We start from the raw sequence: 22022 nt of genomic DNA, 5'->3' as shown, positions 1-22022 counted from the left end.
GGGAAACAGCAATCGTCACCAGAAGCTCTCCACCAATTACAGGTGACAATCGTCAGGATTCAGCCTGAGCGACCGACATAAACATGCAGCAACCATATCTATGCCTCGGCGCTAATCTCCCTCATCAGTCATCGCTGGAGTTTGTGCTCCTCTGACCGACTACCTAGTTAACGCTCCTCTTCTGTTCCTTTCCTAGGAAAGGGACGAAAAAAGTAGCAATAAACCCCTAATGAAGTCAATGCTAATTTCATAACAAATGAACAATTTAAATAAAATCTTTTGAAAACAACTAAATGTTCAAATCGGGTAGCTCGTATACCAGCTGCACATAATCTCTAAATTTGCCTAAACACACTTCATCATGTCCATCCAAGGTGCAAGGCACTAAGCTCACATCCCCTTGTTCGACAACATAAATCGCATATTGATTAAATTTCTTACCCAATTGCAATGCCATCGTTCTATCGATAAACACGGCCCAACTTTTTTCCATGTGGGATAAATCCGGTGCAGCGCCCACTAAAGCACGATAAGGGCTACCGAGTAATTCAATTTCACGGAGAAGTTGGCGATCGAGTAAACGGTTTTGGCTAGGAGAGAGAAGCTTTGAAGCGGGATTATGAGCGGTAATAACAGCAAAGGAAAAATCACAGGATAATGCTTGAGTCAGCAAAAACAACGGCGCTTGGTAACATTGCCACAAATTTTGAGTCGTATTGTCCATTGGTAGTCTAGTCGAAAAATGAACCCAAGCTAGTGTAGCAGAGTGATTGTAAAATCCAAAGAGGCGTGAACTGGCTCACAGGAATAAGAAATACATTAGTTATACTAATCAATAGCTAAAGTAAATATCATGGTAAAAACCCCTGCTCACCTAAAATTTGTTAACATTTCATTTGTTAACAAATGACTAAAACGAGTACAATGTACGTACTGGTGAGTTGAAACAGATTGAGCAAGATGCTTATCGTTCAATACAGTTTGTTACATATATCGCTTAAAGTAACGTGAACTGACCGGGCATCTGTTTAAAATCTGTTCTACATTTGATTTGTCTTTTAAACATTTAAAAAAAACAATAGTTAAGGAACTTATTCTAACTATTGCTTATCGAAGTTGGTACTGATTACGTTTTCTCGTATTACACTTAAACGTGCACTTAATCTACATCCAGATATAGATGTCACCGTAAAGATTTTCCTTTTGAGCACAAAGCAGTTCAAGGAAGTATCAACGCTTTTATGAATATAAGAGCCCGAAGTAAGTTGCTCTTATTGGTTAGTATAAACTGATTAAAATTTAGGTAAATAATATGCAAAATCCGCACATTCTGATCGTTGAAGATGAAGCCGTTACCCGTAACACGCTGAGAAGTATTTTCGAGGCAGAAGGGTATGTGGTAACTGAGGCCAATGATGGCGCAGAAATGCATAAGGCTATGCAGGAAAACAAAATTAACTTGGTCGTTATGGACATTAACTTGCCAGGTAAGAATGGTCTATTGTTGGCACGTGAACTACGTGAAATCAACAACATCGGCCTAATCTTCCTGACAGGTCGTGACAACGAAGTCGACAAAATTCTTGGACTTGAAATTGGCGCGGACGATTATATTACCAAGCCGTTCAACCCACGTGAATTAACGATTCGTGCTCGTAACCTTCTGACTCGTGTCAACAGCGCTGGTGCCGAAGTCGAAGAAAAGAGCTCAGTAGAATACTACCGCTTCAATGATTGGAGCTTAGAGATCAACAGCCGTTCATTAGTGAGCCCACAGGGTGAATCTTACAAACTGCCACGTAGCGAGTTCCGCGCTATGCTGCACTTTGTTGAAAACCCAGGCAAAATTTTGACTCGTGCCGATCTACTGATGAAAATGACTGGCCGTGAACTTAAGCCACACGATCGTACTGTAGACGTGACTATCCGTCGTATCCGTAAGCATTTCGAAAGCTTGCCAGATACGCCAGAAATCATCGCGACTATTCACGGTGAAGGCTATCGTTTTTGCGGTAACTTAGAAGGCTAATCGCCCGCTAAGCGACATCCGCATTAATTGGTTTGATAAGAATCGACTCACAAAAAACCAGATCCTAGGATCTGGTTTTTTTTATGCCTGCTATTTGGCGTTTTTCAACTGCCTATCGAGGAAATCGGCCAGTGAGCGATATAAGTGATTACGCACTTTCTCGCCACGCATCGAATGTTTAGATCCAGGATAATCGATCATCTGGAACAGCTTGCCCTCATCCTGCAACGCCTTATAAATCCGAGTGCTGTTTTCAAACAAGACGTTATCATCGGCCATGCCGTGATACATCAACAAACCCGCTTGATAGTTTTTCACATAAGGGAACACACTGCTGGCTTCATAACCCTTTTCATTCCCCTCGGGATGAGCTAAATAACGCTCAGTATAATGGGTGTCATATAAGCGCCAGTCGGTTACAGGTGCACCCGAAATCGCGGCTTTAAAGTAATCCGGCGCCTTAAATAAACTCATCAAGGCCATATAACCACCGTAACTGTGGCCGTAAATTGCCACATTATCGGCATCGACAAATGGCAGACTGCGTAAATAGTCCACTCCCACTTTTTGATCCTTGACTTCAGCTTCACCCAAGTGACGGTAAATCACTTGCTCAAACTTTGTCCCCCTGTGGGCGCTGCCGCGGTTATCCAACTGGAACACCACATAGCCTTGTTGAACCAGATACTGGGTAAAATAGTCTTGCTCGCTCCAACTGTTAGTCACTAACTGTGCGTGCGGCCCACCGTAAACCCGCACTACGACAGGGTATTTCTTGCTCGCATCGAAGGGAACAGGTTTGAATAAACGGGTTTGTAACACTTGGCCATCTTCGGCTTTTAGTTCACCAAATTCAGGGATTTGCCACAGACCCGCATAGTCATATAAAGGATGGCCTTGCTTGACTTCATTTTGCTCAACCCAAGCCAGTTGCTGGCCCTTGTCACCGTGTAAACTGATCTGCGGTGGCTGAGATAAGCTATTGAAATAATCCAGATACACACTTTGATTGTCGGCAAACACAGGATCGTGCATGCCCGCTTGCTTGCTTACCCGCTCAACCTTGCCACCCGCTAAAGGCACGCGATAAAGTTGTTTCTCGATTGGCGTATCTTTGCGGCCAGTGAAATATACCCAACCAGCGGTTTCATCTATGTATTCCAACGCATCGACAGCCCACTCGCCCTGAGTCAATTGGGTTTTAAGTTTGCCTTTTAAGTCAAAAAGATACAGATGATTAAAGCCGTCACGCTCAGATGCCCAAATAAAAGCCGATTGTTGTTTTAAAAAGTGCAGATCGTTATTGAGGTTCACCCAAGCGTTACTGCGTTCTTTCACTAAGGTTTTTGGCTTAGTCAGCGAGTCTAACGCCACCAGTTGCAAATCTAGCTTATGTTGATCGCGGCTCTGCCACTGGAACGACAAATGTTTACTATCGGGCAACCAATCGACCCGCGGCAGGTAAATATCTTTGCTCTTGTCTGCGCTATTCTCTTCGCGCAGGGTCACCCAATTGATAGCCTTATCTTTTAACGTGACCACACCGAGGGCGATATCGACGTTGTTTTTGCCGGCATAGGGATAGCGCTGCTCAGTAAGTTTAATACCGTCAGCATAGATTTCGTTACGGGTTACTTGCTCGACACCGGACTCATCAATACGGGTAAAGGCGATGGCCGATTCATCGGGCGCCCACCAATAACCTGTCATGCGATCCATTTCCTCCTGAGCGACAAACTCGGCCATGGCATTTTTAATTGCCCCGCCGCCATCGGTTGTCATAGCTTGAAGTTTTTTGGTCGACAGATCTAACACATACAAATTTTGGTCCCGCACAAAAGACACAAAATGCCCCTTAGGCGATAGGCGCGCATCTGTGGCAAACCCTTCGCCAATGGGAAGTTGGCTGACACTGTTATCCACTAATGAAAAATAATACAGATTACCAGCAGCCGGAATTAATAGCGCTTGGCTATCATCGGCCCAGAAGTACTCCATAATGCCTTCGCCATAAATACGTTGGCGCTCGCGGCGGGCTTTTTCTTCATCGGATAATTCATTGCTTGCCAACTTATCGGCATTGAGCAATAGGCTAGATTTACCCGTCTTTACATCCATCTGCCAGAGATCATAAAAGTTTTGATTGTCTTTACGGCCCGCAAGATAAGTGACACGCTGACCATCGGGTGACAATTTCAAACCTCGAGGACTGGTGCCCGCTAAGGCGGGCGAGGCGTTCATTCGCTCAATCGTCAGTGGCAGTTTGCCGCCTTCCATTGCATAAGCTGGGGTAATTGAAAACATAGCTGTCGAAATCATGGCCATTTGGCTCGCTATCAGTAGGGGAACGGCGCGCACCTTAAGTGAGCACGCAGGGAACCAAGTTAACCTATTTTTAATCATTATTATTCCTTGGGAGCATAATCGCCTAAGATGTCAGCGATTAAAAACAAGCCGACATTGTGCCAGAGGCCGCCTATAAATAGAAAGAGCATGCAATATGCCGATACAAATTAGGCCCTTGCGCCAAGCTCAATCCAAATAATCCCAAAAAGCCCCAATATTCGCTAAAAGCATCAGCAACATCGCTGAAATTGTCGACTAACTGAGTTATCATTCGCGGCAAATAACGAAATTGACCTCATTGTTGAACCTCTAAAGGACATAACATGCAGACTCTGGCCCAGCACCTGACCTCACAGGCAGTGAACGACTCCCTCTCCCACCTAATTTTAACCTTAGCCGACACCTCAAAAGCCATTAGCCATGCCGTTCGCCACGGTGCACTTGCGGGCGTGTTAGGCGCGACTGAGCAAGAAAACGTCCAAGGTGAAACCCAGAAAAAACTGGATATCATCACCAACGACATGCTCAAAGATGCATTAAAAGCTGACGGTACAGTGCGCGGTTTGGCGTCGGAAGAAGAAGATCATGTGGTTGAAGTCAGCCAAAATGGTCAATACCTGGTGTGTTTCGATCCGCTAGATGGCTCATCTAATATCGATATCAACTCGTTAGTCGGCACCATTTTCTCCGTCCTGCCCGCGCCTGCTGGCGAGCTGACTGAAACCAGCTTTTTACAATCTGGCCGCGCACAATTAGCCGCAGGTTATGTACTTTATGGTCCATCAACCATGCTGGCATTAACCACAGGCCAAGGCGTGCAACTCTTTACTTTGCACCCAGAAACCAATGAGTTTTTACTGACGAATGCCGCCATGAGCATTAGCCCAGATACCCAAGAGTTTGCCATTAACATGTCGAACCAACGTTTTTGGGAAGCGCCAATGCAGACCTATATTGCCGATTTACTGCTCAGTAAAATTGGCCCACGCGAAAAATCATTCAACATGCGCTGGATTGCGGCCATGGTTGGCGATGTACACCGCGTGCTATCCCGTGGTGGTATTTTCACTTACCCAACCGATAATAAAGATCCGAAAAAACCGTACAAACTGCGCTTGATGTACGAAGCCAACCCAATGGCCTTCTTAGTCGAACAAGCTGGCGGTAAAGCCTCAACGGGTTATGAAACCATTTTGGATATTCAACCAACGCAAATTCACCAACGTGTTGCCGTCATCCTAGGCAGCAGCAACGAAGTCGACGCTTGCCTGAGCTATCATGGTATTGATTACAGCGAAGAGCCAAATATAGAGTAAGCCGAATCGCTTATATTTTGATTTTTATGATTAAAGCCACTGATTACAGTGGCTTTTTTGTTATCGCGTAATACGAAATTTTGAGTTGTGATTGCGAAATCAGGGATCTGTAAAGTTTTAGCGATTGGTTTCACATTTGGAGTTTATGCGGCCTAACGGCCGAGGTTAATCAAAGTCGTGGGTCTTCAACCCACACCCGACCAAGAGGGGATCAACAGCAATTCCCTCTTGGATCTCCCTTGCCACCCCTAGCGAAGTTACATGCATTAGAGACTAGCCTTGGTCTTATGGATAAATTGCTATCGCTTCCGAAGGATGCGTCCCTGCACCTGCGAAAGCTAGCCGGTCATCCATGACCGGACTCACGCAATTTATTCCAACGCCCCGCGGCAACTTCGCAGGGAAGGTGAACTCCTGAAGCTTCAGTGTTAACTGTTAATCATCATAGATTAATGTCAGTTCTATCTTTTTATCTTACCAATAATGTAGTTGCTTTTTATTTAAACCTTTGTTAATTTCGAATTGCTTCTGAATGAGGATATTTATTTAAACCAATTAGGTCAGAAGGTAAATAACATGTTGTCAAGTACTATCTGGACGCCGAATAAGCTTAACGATAGGAACGATAACAACATCTCGACGAAGGTTATCCTAAGTTTCATAGATGTCTCCAAGGTTATAGTTACATTATAATTCATATCTAACATTACGCGGCAACGTCTTAGGACAAAACGGTTGTTTAAACAACTTGGTTAAGCCGGAGTAGGGCGTGTGGAATTGCCGCAGTTCTAAGTCTGCTCCGGTTTTGCTAATGGATATAAATGTTAAAAGAAACTCCAAAATGGTATAGAAGCCGAGGTTATCTCCATTTCGACCTACCAATTAATCAAGAAAAAGCAACCCTATTAGTTACTTCGCCTTCTAGAGTAGCAAAACATCCGTTTTTCCCACTAATTAGTTACGTAGTTCTATCTAAGAAAATCAGTAAAGACCAATCAACTGGAACCTTAAATGTAGTTACAAAGGATAGGCCGATAGCTTATTCTGCCCATAAAGATAGTCATATTTATGCTTACTACTCTCAAATACTTTCCGAAAAGTATGAGAAAGAATTAATTAAAAATAACTTACAAGACTCTATTTTGGCATTTAGGGAGCTGGGAAAAAGCAATATTGACTTTGCATATGAAGCATTTTGTAGAATAAAAAGCCTTGGAGAGTGTAGTGCTGTTGCACTTGATTTTTCTAAATTTTTTGACACTTTAGATCATGATTTGTTAAAAAAATCATGGGCAAATTTACTTGGCAAACAAAAGCTTCCTACTGATCACTTCAATGTCTACAAATCACTTACGAAATATTCAAAAGTGGATAAAGCCACTCTCTATAAAGCTCTCTCCATATCCATAAACAATCCTAAAAATGGTAGATTTAGAGTTTGTAATGCATCCGAATTTAGAAGTATGGTTAGAGATAAAGGCTTAATCGAAACGAACAAAAGTAGATATGGCATCCCTCAAGGCTCACCTATAAGCGCTCTTCTTTCAAACATTTACATGTTAGAATTTGATAAAGAAATGAAGCGCTTTGTTGATATTTATAATGGGTATTACTACAGATATTGTGACGATATGCTATTTATCGTTCCAACCGAACTACGTAATACTGTTGCTGGATTTGCAGCAAAACATGTCAAAGCGCTGAAAGTGAGTATTAATCCCAAAAAAACTGAACTGAGGTCATTTAAAAAGGTTGGTGATACTTTGATTTCAGAACAGATGTTGCAATACCTTGGTTTTATGTTCGACGGTGAGAATATATATATACGTTCTTCATCGTTAGCTCGTTACTCTGAGAAAATGAAACGAGGAATCAGTTTAGCTAAACAAACTATGCGAAAATATAATTGCATTAGGGCTGACAAAGGCGCAACAGAAAAAGAATTATTTAAGAAAAAACTATATAGTCGATATACACATCTAGGTGCTAAAAACTTTATCACTTATGGTTTAAGAGCAGCAAAAAAAATGGATAATAGCAAAACAATTCGTCGCCAATTAAAACCTCTTTGGCAGCGTTTTCATGAAGAGATAAATAGAGATTAAAAATCACACAGTAGCAACAGAAGTTTACCTCCCCTGCGAAGTTGCTGAAGGGCGTTGAAGAAAACAACGTGACGCAGACAGGACGTCTGCGTAGCTTTCTGGGTACAAAGATGGGACAGGCATAACTCTTTTGGGATTAACGGTCAACACCGAGATCACAGAAGTTCACCTCCCCTCGGAGTTGCCGCAGGGCATTTGCGTTCGTTGCGTGAGCGAGGCATGGATGCCGAGATAGCGTCAGTCGAATCAGGGACGAGCGTCTGACGCGATAGCATAAGGACGCTTAATGCCCAAGGGGCTTTCAACTCCGTTAGGGGCGTCATGGAGCATCCAAGGAGGATAGGACGAGCAGTCCTCCTTGGTCGGGTGTGGGGTGAAGCCCCACGACCTTGATTCACCTCGGCCGTAAGGCCGTATAAATCTGCAACTACAATATGGACGTGAACTAAAAATCGAAGGTTCTACATCAGTAGAATTAACAATTAAAAAGACAAGGACGAGCAGTCCTCCTTGGTCGACTCTTGATTAAACGTTAGGGGTGAAGCCCTAGGACTTTCTAGGCCGTAAGGCCACAAAGCCAAAAGCTACGTAGCAAGTGCGAAATGTGGCGCAAAGAAAGTCACGACGGGTACAAACTCCAATGCACAAATCTGCCACAGCAGCCGCAAGGCCAGCGTGAGTGACCATAGCTGGACTCACACATTTATAAATCAAGAAGGCCAACGCCCCGCAGCATGGTTGGCGGGGATTGGTATTTTGTGGCATAAGCGGTGAATTAAAGCCAGATAAGAGCTGCCGCTCCTGTTTGTCGTCTGTCAATTGAATACATCAAACAGGCGGCTTTACTGACATTGCTATTTTACTTCCAACCGATTATTTACCGAGTGCACACCAGAGGTTGCTGCCGTGACCCGTTCAGCTTGGTCTTTCTGAGCTTGGCTATTTACATTGCCGGAAATGGTGACATCGCCCTTGCGGGTTTCTATCTGAATATCTAAATTTTGTAGCTGCTGATCAGCGATCAACGCAGTATTAACTGCTGTGGCAATTTTAATATCATCACCAGTACCATCCTCGGTTGTTACAGTTAAGTCTGGTGTACCTGTTTGAGTATTCACATTGCCACTATCACAACCGTTAAGCAGCAAACTACCAACGAGAACAACACCAGCGGTAACGAACGTAAGTTTCATGGTTTGCATTATAAGCTCCTTCACACTGCAAAAAGTGCAGGGTAATAACCATAATGCAATAACGCCAGTTTGAGCTCTGTGCGCTGGCAGACATACAAATCGATCTAGGGCGAGATCACTTGTTAGACTCTTGATTAAGCGTCAGGGCTGAAGCCCCACGACTTTGATTCACCTCGGCCATTAGGCCGCAAAGCCAAAATCTACACAATAACCCAAAGATAACCCACTAATTGCTAGCACACAGATTTTGCTGAATCTTCCAGCGGCGCTGCATCACGGGAATTGAAAAACCATAACAAAACACCACGATTAGAGGCTGAATTTGAAAGCTCAGCTCGGGCCAGAGCATGAAAGCTGCCACACAGGCTAAGGTGCGCACTATCGCATGCACTATGGCCACCTTTTGCGCTGCTAAAACACCGTGGACTAACCACATTAAACCTGTTTGCACCGCAAGGGCGAAAGGCAAAGCCAGATAATTTTCCATAAAAAAGGGAATACTGATGCTAAAGGTTAAAAAACTCATCCCCATCGCAGCGAGAAACACAGTCTCAAACCAATTACGCTCAGCGCTTTTCTTAAACGAGATATTCTCGCCTGTCAGCCGCGAAATACCCATGGCAAGGTAGATAATAGAACCAGTACCGATAAAGACCGCCATCACCAACTGCGAAGGAGGTAATACAAGGCTCAATACAAACAGTAGGATCCACACAATCATGCCGGATAAGGGCATAGCTAAAGCACGTTGTTGACGGTATTCGATTAATTGTTGGTCCAGTGATTTATGTTGCATGATTAAGCCTCCTTGTTTAGATGACTTAAGTATCTGCGTAAAATGTCCATCACGGCAGTGTGAGTTGTCAGCAATCTAGGATGACAAATGTCACTTCCTTCATCAAAGCCCTAAAATGCCAAGAAAAATGATCATCCATGGCTGAATTTGCTTGGTATTAGGTTGAAAAAAGCGACGATCAGACATATCAAAGGCTGTGCACATTAAACGATGTGGCGCCACTAACACCCAAATATGGGTTAAATAACCACAGAGGTTACAAAAAAAACACAATAACAGCATATAACTCACGCCCTTGTGATTGGGTAATAGCGCGCATAAAGTGCATTATGTTACTGTTTTAGTCATTAGTGACTCGATTTTTTACCGCATTTTAGATAAAGGGTTTAATGGATTATGGAACAAATATTTGAAAAATTAATGTATGCATCGCGCTGGATTATGGCGCCAATTTATTTAGGACTCAGCTTTGTTTTATTGGGTTTAGGCATTAAATTCTTCCAAGAGATCTTCCATATTCTGCCGATCATTTTTGAGATGACTGAAGTGGATTTAGTGCTGGTGACCCTGTCCTTGATTGATATCACCCTCGTGGGCGGCCTGATTGTGATGGTGATGTTTTCTGGCTACGAGAATTTCGTCTCGCAGCTGGATGTAGGCGAAGACAGTGAGAAGCTAAGTTGGCTGGGTAAATTAGATTCTGGCTCACTGAAAAACAAAGTGGCGGCGTCGATTGTGGCGATTTCGTCTATTCACCTACTGAAAATCTTTATGGATGTGAAGAATATCGATAACGACAAAATCATGTGGTATCTGTTAATACACATCACCTTTGTATTATCAGCCTTTGCCATGGGCTATCTGGATAAAATTACTCGCACTAAGTAATGGGCTAACATTGTTGATGCTAACCTAGCAACACATCAATACCAGCATAGAGAATATTAAACAAAAGCCACTGTTTTCAGTGGCTTTTGTTTTTATAGAATACGACTTAGTGGCACATTAACTCTTCGCTGACTCAAGCTGATGCACTTTCTCGGTTTGATCCACTATAGTCAACACCGCAGTATCACCAACCACGTTACAGGATGTCAGCACCATATCAATAATCCGATCTAAGGCCGCCACTATGGCAAAGGCTTCTATCGGTAAACCCATTTGATGGATTAACACACCTATCATCACCATGCCGCCACCGGGAACACCACCCGCACCGACAGATAATAGGAAAACACTAAATAACAGCGAAGGCAATTGCTCAGTGGTAATGGGCATGCCAAAGGCGTTGGCGACAAAGAAAATCGCAATAGTGATATAAATCGCCACACCGCCCATGTTCATGGTCGCACCCAGCGGTACGCCAAAACCAGCAACAGCACGGTTCACGCCTAACTTGTCCGTTAAAGTACGCATGGTCACGGGAATAGTCGCATTTGAACTTGCAGTCGAGAGTGAAAACAGCACTTGCTCTTGGGTCTTCTCGCGGAAGGTTTTGGCTGAGATTGGGGTAAATATCCCCACAGCCATAGGATAAACCACAAAAATCCACAGTAGCAGCAGCGCGAGGATCAGCACCATATACTCAACCACACTCATAAACACACCTGCATCTAAGGTCGCGCCGAGTTTAAACATCAAGGCAAATACACCATAGGGCGCAAGACTCATCACCACAGAAATCAGTTTCATCATGATTTTATTGGCGGTTTGAAAACCTTGGACAGCACCCGCAACATGCTCCCCAAGGGACTTAATCACACCGCCAAGCAACAAGGCCATAAAGATCACTTGTAGCATATTGCCCGACATAAAAGCCGTCACAGGATTACGTGGGACTATGTCGACAACTAATGCCATCAGGCTTGGCAATTCAGTAGCGGTAATGGCTACACCATCCGTGCTGCTCATATCTACACCTTTACCGGGTTCGAGTAGCAGTGCCACTAATAATGCTGTCGCGATTGCGACGACAGTATTGATGATATAAAAACCGAAGGTCTTACCGCCCAAGCGGCCAAAACTTTTGAGATCTTGCAGCTCACAGACACCGCAAACGATGCTCACAAACACGAGTGGCACAACCAACATCATGATCATATTGACGAACATAGTACCAACGCCACCGGCAAGCTCGACTAAATTACCCGAGAAAAAACCGATATCGTTTAAGAAGTATTGCACTATTGTGCCGAAAATAAGGCCGGCAAACAGACCAATAAAGATCCGCGTCGAAAGTGATTTCATCATGCTTGTGATTTCCCCAGAAAGGTCATTTATTTGTTATTCATCTTCCATGATGAGCACAATTGCCAATCCATTTTTGGCTCAGGCGGGGATAGTGAAACATGCTAGCCGTTAATTCAATGAATAAATTTCATTTTTTCATCTTGAATTAAGTTAACACCATCACAGAAAAATAGTAATAAACTGATTTTAAACCATAAAAAATTTATAAGCACAATATTTGAGCACTAACAAAATATATTTAAACCAGTATAAATAAACAAAATAAACACCAAATAACATCAAATTAAACATACAAGAAACAATAGCCAGATAAAACCCAGACTTAATAACTGAATTTAAATTTATAACAGGATTTAAAACCAGTTAATTATTATAAAGCAGAGAGATGAAAGGGATGACAGCTAAATATATGGCACTAACACTAGTTCAAGTCCGCGAGCCAGCAGGTGTTGCTGTTTGATACTAATACGGTGTTGATTTAGCCAAACGGCTAATTTTTGCCAATGCTTTAACTCGGCATTTTGCAAATATTTAGCCTGTTTCGCTTGCTTGTCGAAATCATCAGTAGAATTAATTTGTGCTATTGCCAATAACTCAGCAGGTGCTGTCAGCGCAAGTTGTGGCACAAGGCAATGGGTCACACCCATTAAGGTATGGGCGATTTGTAGCCCTGCGGGATCTAAGTCGGTAAAGGCAATGATCGGTAATTTATCTGCCATCGCTTGCAAAAAATGCCGCACGCCAATCGGGGAATGATGACCGCTACCTCGGTAGATAACCATCACATGAGTTAAATCCTGTGGCAAACGCGCTTGATGGATAACATCAAATACATCTAAGTTTTCAATCACTAGGATGGCTGCGACATTGAGTTCATGGCAATGCTTTTGTGCTTCATCCAAAGGAATACGCAGTGATGTGCGTGTTGAAATCCCAGTTGGTGAAGATTCAAAACCCAGATACTTCATCAAAACGTATTCGGCTTCAGGGCGGATCTTAGCGAGCTTTTCATCGTGACTTTTGGCGGACATCGACATGCGATCGACATTAAAATCAAGCTGCCTTAAATCAAGCCCCATTAACGCCAACACGCTTTGCCTTAGCAGTTCGAAATCTTTGGGCGCAAAACACAGATACTTTTCAGACTCGTCTAACTCACCCACTTCTAACTCGCGATAAATCGCACGCCAGTTAGCCGTGAGCTTAACCTTGGGAGAACGCTTAATAAAAGCGTTCTCCAACAATTGTAATTGTTGCTGGCCTAGGCGAGCCATAACTCAACATCGCGAATAATAAAGTTGCCGCTATAGATGGGATGCGGTTCACCCAATGGCTCAAGCTCAAAATAAGCTTTGTGCTCATCGGGTAGGCCTTCATAGCCGCCAATGACTTGATAAATCCAGCTTTCGGCGTCCCAAGGCAGCGCTTTATCCGCCAGATATTCCAGCGCCGATTGGCGCAGGCCAGACTCAATCACATCGACGAAATACTCATCCACCGCTTGTTTGAGCGGATTATCCGGCACATCGAAGTCTTCACTTTGGGTGATAGAAACGGACACATCATGCTCACGCACAGCCGCAATCACAGGATGGCGGCTGATGGCTTTAATGTGCGCGACTATGCCCATCAACTCCAGTTCTTGGCTGGCGTTATGCACATCTACCGCAGCAGGCGCGAGCAAGATTTCGGCGCGATTGAATAGACTCGGGATTTCCTTGTGGGACACATGGTCTGCAGGCCGATAATCCGGATGCAAATCAGTGTAGAGCAACCAGCCCTTGAGTAAACGGGTACGGCCACGGATTTGTCTGAAGCGGCCTAAGAGTTCGAGTAAACGCCCCTGCACTACGCTCAGTTCCTGGGCGCAGTCGCTCATAGTTTCCTGCAAAGTCGTCACTAAGAGCTTTCGCAGTTCACGGATATCGCCAGCAATTTCGCCTAGCTCACTAAACTGGAACATCTCTAAGCCATTAAGCAATTCAGACACTTGGCTTTGAGCTAATTCGTTTTCGCGGATCTTAGCGTTGATCGTACCGACGTAACCGAACTCGTTATTGATCCGGCCCCAGAGCACACGGATCGAATAACGCAGACTGTCGGCGAAACTATAAACATGTTCGCTTAAATCTGATAAATAGGCCTCAGCGGCGCTGTAGTCTGAGCTATGACGCGCCTCTTTATAATGATCGGCCAAGGTTTTAATCGTGGCTAAGGCCGAACCGACATTAGAGTCGATTTGACGATTGCGCTCATCACTTAAACCTTCTTCGAGTAAGGCACGCACAGAACGCTTAAGCCGCAGTTCCTGATCTGGCTCTGGCCGCCATAAAATCCCTGCCTGTTTAAGCTTTTCAACCACGCTTGGATCGTGCGCATCCTCGTTAAGAGAGCCCGCCAAATAGGTGTCCATAATGATGTCAGCATGGCGACCTAACTGCTTGAGCAGCTTAACCCCCGCCTGATGTAAGTTACTGCTCATCACGGCCTCCTTGGTCGCAGCTTTTACCTAGGTTTAATCGTGCCAACATTAGATTAAGTCCCGCTGGGTCGCTGTTTCCGCCTGCGCTTCTAGGCTTAAACCTTCGGTTTCATCGATAAAACGAATGACTTCATACAGATAATCCAGCTTACCCGTGGCGATATAGATTTGCTTCTCTGCATTGGGTCGTACTAAATAGCCGAGTTCGACTAAGCGTTTGAAGACTAATTTGATTTGCGCATCGCTGTTGGTACTGGTCGAGCCAAATAGACGATATTGGCTGAGTTTGGCTAACTGCTCACGAAACGCCGGCGTGTCTTCGATACGGCTTTGCAGCTCGGTCAAACGCACGGGCGCACCTTCGCTCAGCGGCGCATCTTGGCCACTGGCTTCTTGCACTAATACCAACCATTCCACCAGCGGGATCAATGCCTGACAGATATCTTTAAACTGCGATGAAATCACTTTGCGTTCGGCATCGCCGAGCTGCAAATAACCGCAGAAGAACACATCACCTTCGGCGGCAGACGCCACGGTACGGTTGATCTGGTTTAAGTAGGCTTCAACCCGCTCGCGGGTGCTGCTATTTTTAAGGGCGCGCCAGCCTTCTTCATTGGTGGTGCGGCAAATAAACTCGCCCTTGAGTAACAGTTCAATCAAAGCGCCAGTGCCAACTAATACGGTTTGGGTTGCATCACTCATTAGATGGCCTCCTTCGACAAACGCTTATTCAACATGTCGGCAATTGGGTTGACCTTAGGCTTCACCACCTGCAACTTCTTAGTTTGTTTGTTGATAATGTAACGGTTGGCGAACAAGTTCAGCACCTCAGACTCAGGGTTCGGGAAGGCGCCCAGCACACAAATATTATTGTTTTCGCAGGCGTCGAAAATCTTCTTCACGTTGGTATGGTGCAAAGTGCCCAACTCATCAATTGGCCAGTGAATGGTCACATCGGCGCGTCCACGCAGCAAGCGCGTGAATGCCAACAAGAACTTACACAAAATCAGATACGCCATACCGTGACTTGAGGATTCGTTAAGCTGTCTATCGGTGCGGATGATTAAGTCGCTGTTACCTTCTTTGAGGCGCAGCTCGATTTCCAGCAACTTAGAGATGCCCCCCGTTAACGCGGCACGGCCGATAATGTCTAAGGCGCGGCGCATGCTGTTGGTGTAATCCTCATCGGGCAAGCCATTAAAACCATCGGCTTTCCAATGTTTAAAGGCTTTGACGAACTGCTCAAGCTCAGGCCAGAACTCTAACTCACTGATGCGCGAGCGAATACGCACAGCCGATTCAGACACGCCATCGAGGAATAACTCTTCGCCCACTTCGCGGGTAATACGCGCACTTTGGGAGGCAATGCGGCGGTCGATATCGGCTAACACATCGTAGAAGGCGGTTAAGTCGACACCAAAAATCCGTCCTTGCTCACGCAGCGCTGTAATCGATTGCGGCACTATTACGTTCAGCAATTGCTCAAGCTGTGGCACTAACTTGCGGTAATCCAGCAGACGAATACCTTTGTCATTGATAAAGCTCGATTCTTCGCGGGCACGCTCCCAGGTTTCGGCAAGGCCCGAACCTGACTTGCTGGCGATCACTGAGTCAAAATGCTCCACATATTGCTTCACTGACCCCATCAGGTAATCACGTTTCAGCAGCAAGTCTTCACCTTGGCGCAGACGCTCGCCTAGGCTGCCTTGGGCTTCTTCGTTATTGGTCGGTAACTTAAGCTCGGCGAGTTTACGCATTACGGCACGTAACTTCGTTAAGTTTTCAGAAGCTTCAACCTGCGCCGCATCGGACGCTTTACGCTCGGTTTCAAGTTGTTGACGACGGGCCTTAACATCCTGAGTTTTCGCCTTAAGCTGTTGATCTATTTCCGATACCGCGCGCTTCACATCGCTAAGCTGAGTTTGCAGTTTAGGTTTGCGCGCAAGCCAAGTGTGTTGATACCAATCGTCAAAGCGCAGTACATCGCTGCGACGCTGCTCGGCGCGGCTGATTTTGGTTTCTAACTCACGAATTTGTTGCTTGAGTTTGAGGATATTCTCCTCATCCACACCGCGGGATTTAAGCTCGTTTTTGTACCAGGTCTCGCAGGCTTTCTGCTCGATTTTGGCGCTTTCGCGGCGGCTTTCAATGGTCGCTTTAATTTGGCCGAGTTGATTGTCGAGCGCGCCGATCACTTCCTGCCAATAGGCTTGTTTTTCCATGCGCGCTTCGAGCGCTTGCTCTTTTTGCTCTTCGAGCCAGAGTTCGTGCTGATGTTTAAGCTGTTTTAGCTCACCATCGAGTTGAGTCAGTCTTTGTCCCGCATGGGCTTTGCGCTCGCTCAATGCTTTGTTGATTTTCTCTTGCTCGCTGCGCTTTTCATCAAATAGGCGACGCAGATCGTCACGGCTATTTTTGTACGCTGTGCGGGCAAAGGTCAGTTCACGGCTGAGATTATCCAACTCGCCATTAATGGCCACCAGCTGAGATTCGGCCTCGGCCTGCATTTCTTGGGCGCTAGTGTGGGCTTCTTCGGCTTTGCTTAACCGAATCCGCAGCTCTTGCTCGGAGGCGGCATATTCAGGCACATCGATCGCTTTAAGATCTAAATGCACGCCAAAGAAAGCTTCGCTCGATTCAGTCACTAAGCTTGGATGTAAATCAGTGCGATGCAGTAGTTCAGGCGCGATCACTTTACCTAAACTTTGCTCCCAGCCTTGGGATTCTTTACGCAGAAACTCCAATAGGGTGTGGGATTGCGGGAACAGCATATGGTGCAATTCATCCAGCGCAGTTTGACGCTCGTTCACCCTTAAGGTGGCGATACGCAAGGCTTCGTTAGCTTGGTCACGTTTGGCTCTGAGCTTGCGTTCATCGCTACTTAAGCGTTCAACCTTGGCATTGCAGCTTTCTTGTTCTTCGTCGGCGCGGTGAATACGTTCGTCGAAAATCGCGAGACTCAGCTTTTCTTCTTCGGTGTAAGTCACGCCATCAACACGCAATTTAAGCTCGGCGGCAGTGAGTTTGAATTGGTATTCCTGCTCGCTAAAGCTAGCCTTGCCCGCATCCATTTGGTTGCGCCATTGCAGCTCTAAGGCGTCAATATCGGTGCGCGCCACTTCACGTTGTTTATCGCGGGCTTCACGCTGCTTGTCTTGGTCGGCATGCAAACCTTCAAGCTCGCGGTTTAACTGCTCGCCAATCTTACTGCGACGGGCATTGTACGCCGCCTCAATGTCTTGGTGCTTCTCGGTTTGCAGCTTATGGCGTTCACTTAGGTTTTCAACATCGGTGCGCCAGTTCGGCAGCATCTCAAGATCGGCCTTGGCTTGCTCTATGTTGGCATCTAAAAAGGCAGCATGCTGATCTTCAATGGCATCGAGCTCATACTCGCACTTTGCCACATCGCCCTTAGCTGCCGATAAATCGAGATTGAGCTCATCGCGCTGCTCTTTCCATTCATCATCAAGCAATCTGAGTTTTAAATTCAGTTCCTTAGATAAGGTTTGTTGAATATCTTGGCGATCGGCTTCTAAGGTTTCATCGTTGCGATAACCGCGAGACAGACTCGATAAACGCAGTTCGGCGCTAAGCAGTTGGTTAAATTCTTGCTCGAGTTTTTCAAACTCAGGACGAATAACTTCAAAGCCTTGGATAAGTTGGCTTTCACGGATCCACGCTTCAACGCGCTGCGGATTCAAACGTGAGCTGGGCGGATTAACCCCATCTTCCTCTAAAATGGCGGCGATCATGGATTTGACTGTCTCCATCTTGCCTTCTTTGGAGTGCACCGCTTTGGCGAGTTTTTCGATGTGGCGCAGGGAATGCTCACCCTCACACAGGGCAAATTGGCGTGCATAACCGCGTAGTTCGCTGCGGTTGCTGCCCGTGCTTAATAGGGTGCGATCGTTTTGAATAATGGCGCGATATTCACGGGTATTAAGCAAATTAGTGGTGGCGATGCCGGCACGTTTTAAATCACGGCCTAATTCCGCCATGGTGTGGCACAGAATAGTGTCGCCATTTTGCGATTTAATATAATCGCTTAGCTCAAAACCTTTGGCGATAAAGCGATAGTTAACGCCCTTACCATCGCCCGCAGAGGCCAGCACGGCTTGGTACAGTAAGCCATCGGCCTTTTGATATTCGTAAATGATGTAGCTTGAATCGTGTGGCAAATACCAACGCTCGAAACTGTCGCGGGTAGAAGGCACCACGCGGCTTGGGTATTCACCATAAAAAACAGGGACTAGACGTTGTAATGTCGTTTTACCCGAGGCGTTAGTACCACAAATGTTGGTATGACCATTGAGGGCGAGTTCCACCACGCCCGGAAGGTGCGTATCAATCAGCACAATACGAATCAAGCTTGCCATTTCATTCCTTATGCAAACAGGAGAGTCTTATCTAAGCTGCAGAAGCTTCTACACAAATAAGAGAAAACAATCCAAGAGGGCCACTGACATTAAAATCGTCACTGTAAATAAACACTTTAAAAAGTGACTAAAAAGTGATGTTAAAAATCGTGGCCTAAAAATAGTGCCCCTAAAATAAGGCAATCACAGTGTATTGGCAATTAAGCGGCGATGCACTAATGCCTTGGCTCACATCTCAGCCCATTGCTCAGCAAAAACATAACCCTATAGCTAGGCTCAAATCAAACGGCCAATGATACGACAACTTAGCCAAAATAGGCGGCTAACAAAGCGGCAATTAGCGCGATAAAAGGTAAATTCCAGCGGATTTATTCGAGACGCAGGCGTTCGGCAATCCGACTGTAGATCAGCATCATTTCCGCCAGCGATCCCACTTGCATGCCTTTCATCAAATTGGCGCGGTGGATCTCAACCGTGCGCATGGCAATACAGAGACTATCGGCGATCTCTTGGTTCTTCAGGCCTTGGGCAATCAGGTTGAGTATTTCCCGCTCCCTTGGCGTGAGCGCTTGATAAGTCTCAAGATACTGATTGTCTTGATGATGCGCCTTGGTATGTTCCAACGCTTTGACGACCGCTTCGGCTAACTTAGCGCCATCGGCGGGCTTTTGGAAAAAATCCACCGCACCTAATTTAAGCGCATCTACCGCCATAGGCACATCGCCATGGCCGGTGAGATAAATCACCGCTAGCGGACTATTTTTTGCCACTAATTCAAGATGCAACTGTGGGCCACTCAAACCCGGCATTCGCACATCGACTAGCGCACAACCCGGTAGTGTTAAGTCTACGGCGGTAAAAAAGGCTTCGGCGCTATCAAAGTCGGTGATCTTAAGGCCATAACTTTCAAGCATAAAACGCAAAGAACGACGCACTGAGTCATCGTCATCGATTAAATACACAGGTAAGGCAAGACTCATTATTGTGCTCCATTGGGTTCAGGTTTACGCGGTATAGCCACCTGCGCTTGGCAACCGCCACCCATAGCACTTTCTAGGCTAAACGTACCACCATGGCTCTCGGCAATATCACGGCAAATCACTAAGCCTAAACCTAACCCCTCTGATTTAGTGGAATAAAATGCTTGCATCAGCAGACTGGTCTCTTCGGTTAACCCTGTGCCATTATCTGTGACTGTCAGCAAGAGCGTACATTCTTGATAGCGAAGATCGATATCGATCGTGGGTGTGTATGGCTTTTGCGTGATGCTCTGTTCGGTGCCACTGGATTCAAGCTCTAACCGCTGAACGCAGGCGTCAAAGGCGTTTTTCAGCAAGTTAAGCAACAACTGCTGCATGCCAACTTCATCGAGGGACTGTAAATAAGGTTCACCATTCACATTGACGGCAAGGTTTATCTGATGTTGTTCAAACTCATAGGCGAGCAGCGGCACAGTATCATTGACCAACTCATGCAAATACAAAGGCTGTTTCGACACAGGTCGCTTCTTCAATAAATTACGTAAGCGACTGATAATACTATCGGCGCGCGTGACTTCCTGCTGGATCAGCGTCAACACCGATTGCAACTCCTCAGGGCTCGTCCCCCGCTGTAATCGCACTTCGGCGCCATGACAATAATGGCCAATCGCCGCCAAAGGTTGATTGAGTTCATGGGAGAGACTCGCGCCAAGCTCGCCCGCGATTGCAATACGCTGGGCATGTTCCAGTAACGCACGGTTTTCATTGAGCTGGCGCTGAGTGTTAATCAACTCACGGCCACGACGACTAAAGCGGTATTCAAGCCAAAAATGATACACATTGAGTAAAACCAAAATCCCCAACACAAGCCAAGCCCATTGTTGATGTAACTTGATCCACTGCCACGCCCTTTGCCACCATGGTGCCTGCAAAGGATGCATATCGAGATCTTTAAGCAGTTGATCGATCGCAAGCTGACTCACTGCCGTGGTCCAGCCCGCAGAATCGGCAGACTTAGCGGCGAGATGATCTTCGGGCAGCGCCAGCAAAGCTTGAGTCACACTTTTAGCCAGAGACTGGGAGGCGCGATTGGTCTTTGCCATAGACCAGTTGGGATAAAGGTGGGTCGAGACTTGGCAATTAAATCCCACCGGCGCTTGATTATCGAGCACTCGATAATGGGCGATGTTAATAAGACCTTCCGTTTGCATCTGCTCAAGCTGACACACAGGCACGACCGCAGCGTCTAACGGTTGATGTCGCTCTGTGGAAGTTTTTTTGTTATCTAACTGATACAACAAATTATCTAGCGGGAACCCCAGCGGAATAATCTCACCCACAAAGCGAGGCAAATCTATACCCTTTAGCTGCGCTTCGTACACTAAGGTCAAGTAACCACCAAAGGCATTTTTCGATACGATCCCGAGCCGACGCCCCTTGAGATCAGCTAAGGTTTGATAGGGCGAATCGGCGCGCACCACCAGCGCCGAACCCACTTGCATCGCCGCGCCATTATTTAACGGACTGCGCAGGGTCGCCAACCAAGTAAGGGAATATTGCCGCGCCAGCAACACGGATTGCCCTGGGTTGGTGATCACAAAATCGAGCCTTTGGGTTTCAACGCCCTTAGCTAGCTCATCGAGGGTGAGAGGATGTAACCTAAAGTAACTGTTGGGAATTTGGGTTTCGAGCCACCCCATCAAAGGTTGCCAGCGGTTGATGGTTGCCTTATAACCGCGGATGGCTAACACGCCCACATCGACCACTTGATAACTGGGCTCTTCGATAGCAACTTGAGCAACAACCTCAGGGTCAGTTAATCCCGAATGCGCACTTTGATTTAGTGGCTCCGCAGCAAACACCTTAACCGAAGCCAGCAAGCATAGGAATAACACTGCGTTCCTTGGCTTTTTTCTCGGTATTGCCACGGAATGTGGAGTGCTCAGAATCGATAACGGCCACTTGACCGATACAGCTAAGCGAAACACAGTTTTCATCATCCTCAATAACATGAAGTGCAATCCTTTATCCCCAGTCACTCACACTAAAATCAAGTCCAACTCAAGCTAAGAAAAGGCCAAACTCAAGTAACAAAAAATAAAACCCTAGCATTTTGAAGGCTATTCTAACGGATATTTGTTGCGCTAGA

The 22022-nt window shown here is 45.9% G+C and carries 15 protein-coding genes and 1 riboswitch; of the genes, 4 read left to right on the top strand and 11 right to left on the bottom strand.

Features of this window, described 5'->3' with window-relative positions; genetic code table 11:
- Positions 1-14: 14 nt before the first annotated feature.
- Positions 15-189: riboswitch (Lysine riboswitch) on the bottom strand.
- A gap of 100 nt (positions 190-289) precedes the next feature.
- Positions 290-724 carry a DUF3293 domain-containing protein gene (locus KFE26_RS03495; protein ID WP_173247481.1) on the bottom strand — a complete coding sequence of 145 codons (435 nt, stop codon included), beginning with the start codon at positions 722-724 and terminating at the stop codon, positions 290-292.
- Positions 725-1312: 588 nt separating this feature from the next.
- Between KFE26_RS03495 and arcA the strand changes: the two genes are divergently transcribed.
- Positions 1313-2029: a two-component system response regulator ArcA gene (gene arcA / locus KFE26_RS03490; protein ID WP_006080127.1), complete on the top strand. Its 717-nt coding sequence runs from the start codon at positions 1313-1315 to the stop codon at positions 2027-2029.
- 90 nt (positions 2030-2119) lie between these two features.
- Here the strand turns inward: arcA and KFE26_RS03485 are convergent, their stop codons facing one another.
- Positions 2120-4432: a S9 family peptidase gene (locus KFE26_RS03485; protein ID WP_212599667.1), complete on the bottom strand. Its 2313-nt coding sequence runs from the start codon at positions 4430-4432 to the stop codon at positions 2120-2122.
- 266 nt (positions 4433-4698) lie between these two features.
- Here KFE26_RS03485 and KFE26_RS03480 point away from each other — a divergent pair, with 266 nt between their 5' ends.
- Both KFE26_RS03480 and drt2 read left to right on the top strand, forming a co-directional pair.
- The gene (locus KFE26_RS03480) at positions 4699-5691 is read left to right on the top strand and encodes a class 1 fructose-bisphosphatase (protein ID WP_212599666.1); all 993 of its coding nucleotides are present in this window, start codon (positions 4699-4701) and stop codon (positions 5689-5691) included.
- Positions 5692-6512: 821 nt separating this feature from the next.
- Positions 6513-7796, top strand: coding sequence for an antiviral reverse transcriptase Drt2 (gene drt2 / locus KFE26_RS03475; RefSeq protein ID WP_012588592.1), 1284 nt, complete (start codon positions 6513-6515; stop codon positions 7794-7796).
- An 854-nt stretch (positions 7797-8650) separates the two neighbouring features.
- On the opposite strand, the gene KFE26_RS03470 is transcribed toward drt2, so the two are convergent.
- The gene (locus KFE26_RS03470) at positions 8651-8998 is read right to left on the bottom strand and encodes a BON domain-containing protein (RefSeq protein ID WP_105250242.1); all 348 of its coding nucleotides are present in this window, start codon (positions 8996-8998) and stop codon (positions 8651-8653) included.
- Between the two features lie 217 nt (positions 8999-9215).
- Positions 9216-9785 (bottom strand): DUF7010 family protein, encoded by a 570-nt coding sequence (locus KFE26_RS03465; RefSeq protein WP_212599665.1) that lies wholly within the window; start codon positions 9783-9785, stop codon positions 9216-9218.
- 396 nt (positions 9786-10181) lie between these two features.
- Between KFE26_RS03465 and KFE26_RS03460 the strand changes: the two genes are divergently transcribed.
- Positions 10182-10673, top strand: coding sequence for a TIGR00645 family protein (locus KFE26_RS03460; protein WP_105250244.1), 492 nt, complete (start codon positions 10182-10184; stop codon positions 10671-10673).
- Between the two features lie 117 nt (positions 10674-10790).
- On the opposite strand, the gene KFE26_RS03455 is transcribed toward KFE26_RS03460, so the two are convergent.
- The 7 genes from KFE26_RS03455 to KFE26_RS03425 form a co-directional block, all read right to left on the bottom strand.
- Entirely contained in the window at positions 10791-12035 is a 1245-nt protein-coding gene (locus tag KFE26_RS03455) for a dicarboxylate/amino acid:cation symporter (protein ID WP_212599664.1), read from the bottom strand.
- A gap of 401 nt (positions 12036-12436) precedes the next feature.
- The gene (locus KFE26_RS03450; protein WP_212599663.1) at positions 12437-13309 is read right to left on the bottom strand and encodes a Wadjet anti-phage system protein JetD domain-containing protein; all 873 of its coding nucleotides are present in this window, start codon (positions 13307-13309) and stop codon (positions 12437-12439) included.
- Positions 13297-14517: a phosphoenolpyruvate carboxylase gene (locus tag KFE26_RS03445; protein ID WP_131525493.1), complete on the bottom strand. Its 1221-nt coding sequence runs from the start codon at positions 14515-14517 to the stop codon at positions 13297-13299. Before KFE26_RS03445 ends, KFE26_RS03450 begins: the two co-directional genes overlap by 13 nt.
- A 48-nt stretch (positions 14518-14565) precedes the next feature.
- Positions 14566-15219 carry a hypothetical protein gene (locus tag KFE26_RS03440; protein WP_011790751.1) on the bottom strand — a complete coding sequence of 218 codons (654 nt, stop codon included), beginning with the start codon at positions 15217-15219 and terminating at the stop codon, positions 14566-14568.
- The gene (locus KFE26_RS03435; protein ID WP_212599662.1) at positions 15219-18893 is read right to left on the bottom strand and encodes an ATP-binding protein; all 3675 of its coding nucleotides are present in this window, start codon (positions 18891-18893) and stop codon (positions 15219-15221) included. The genes KFE26_RS03440 and KFE26_RS03435 overlap by 1 nt, the downstream gene beginning before the upstream one ends.
- A 368-nt stretch (positions 18894-19261) precedes the next feature.
- Positions 19262-19873, bottom strand: coding sequence for a response regulator transcription factor (locus tag KFE26_RS03430; RefSeq protein ID WP_212599661.1), 612 nt, complete (start codon positions 19871-19873; stop codon positions 19262-19264).
- Positions 19873-21885 (bottom strand): PhnD/SsuA/transferrin family substrate-binding protein, encoded by a 2013-nt coding sequence (locus tag KFE26_RS03425; RefSeq protein ID WP_212599660.1) that lies wholly within the window; start codon positions 21883-21885, stop codon positions 19873-19875. Before KFE26_RS03425 ends, KFE26_RS03430 begins: the two co-directional genes overlap by 1 nt.
- Positions 21886-22022 lie beyond the last annotated feature (137 nt).

This window comes from Shewanella sp. M16 (assembly GCF_018224605.1).
Lineage (GTDB): Bacteria > Pseudomonadota > Gammaproteobacteria > Enterobacterales > Shewanellaceae > Shewanella > Shewanella oncorhynchi.
The sequence above is the reverse complement of the archived record's forward strand: the minus strand, read 5'-3'. Positions and strand labels throughout refer to the sequence as shown.

Excerpts from the sequence above, each read along its gene's own strand:
- KFE26_RS03470 (WP_105250242.1), bottom strand. The coding sequence starts at position 8,998 with ATGCAAACCATGAAACTTACGTTCGTTACCGCTGGTGTTGTTCTCGTT.
- KFE26_RS03450 (WP_212599663.1), bottom strand. The coding sequence starts at position 13,309 with ATGGCTCGCCTAGGCCAGCAACAATTACAATTGTTGGAGAACGCTTTT.
- KFE26_RS03445 (WP_131525493.1), bottom strand. The coding sequence starts at position 14,517 with ATGAGCAGTAACTTACATCAGGCGGGGGTTAAGCTGCTCAAGCAGTTA.
- KFE26_RS03440 (WP_011790751.1), bottom strand. The coding sequence starts at position 15,219 with ATGAGTGATGCAACCCAAACCGTATTAGTTGGCACTGGCGCTTTGATT.
- KFE26_RS03480 (WP_212599666.1), top strand. The coding sequence starts at position 4,699 with ATGCAGACTCTGGCCCAGCACCTGACCTCACAGGCAGTGAACGACTCC.
- drt2 (WP_012588592.1), top strand. The coding sequence starts at position 6,513 with ATGTTAAAAGAAACTCCAAAATGGTATAGAAGCCGAGGTTATCTCCAT.
- KFE26_RS03455 (WP_212599664.1), bottom strand. The coding sequence starts at position 12,035 with ATGATGAAATCACTTTCGACGCGGATCTTTATTGGTCTGTTTGCCGGC.
- arcA (WP_006080127.1), top strand. The coding sequence starts at position 1,313 with ATGCAAAATCCGCACATTCTGATCGTTGAAGATGAAGCCGTTACCCGT.
- KFE26_RS03460 (WP_105250244.1), top strand. The coding sequence starts at position 10,182 with ATGGAACAAATATTTGAAAAATTAATGTATGCATCGCGCTGGATTATG.
- KFE26_RS03495 (WP_173247481.1), bottom strand. The coding sequence starts at position 724 with ATGGACAATACGACTCAAAATTTGTGGCAATGTTACCAAGCGCCGTTG.
- KFE26_RS03485 (WP_212599667.1), bottom strand. The coding sequence starts at position 4,432 with ATGATTAAAAATAGGTTAACTTGGTTCCCTGCGTGCTCACTTAAGGTG.
- KFE26_RS03425 (WP_212599660.1), bottom strand. The coding sequence starts at position 21,885 with ATGTTATTGAGGATGATGAAAACTGTGTTTCGCTTAGCTGTATCGGTC.
- KFE26_RS03430 (WP_212599661.1), bottom strand. The coding sequence starts at position 19,873 with ATGAGTCTTGCCTTACCTGTGTATTTAATCGATGACGATGACTCAGTG.
- KFE26_RS03465 (WP_212599665.1), bottom strand. The coding sequence starts at position 9,785 with ATGCAACATAAATCACTGGACCAACAATTAATCGAATACCGTCAACAA.
- KFE26_RS03435 (WP_212599662.1), bottom strand. The coding sequence starts at position 18,893 with ATGGCAAGCTTGATTCGTATTGTGCTGATTGATACGCACCTTCCGGGC.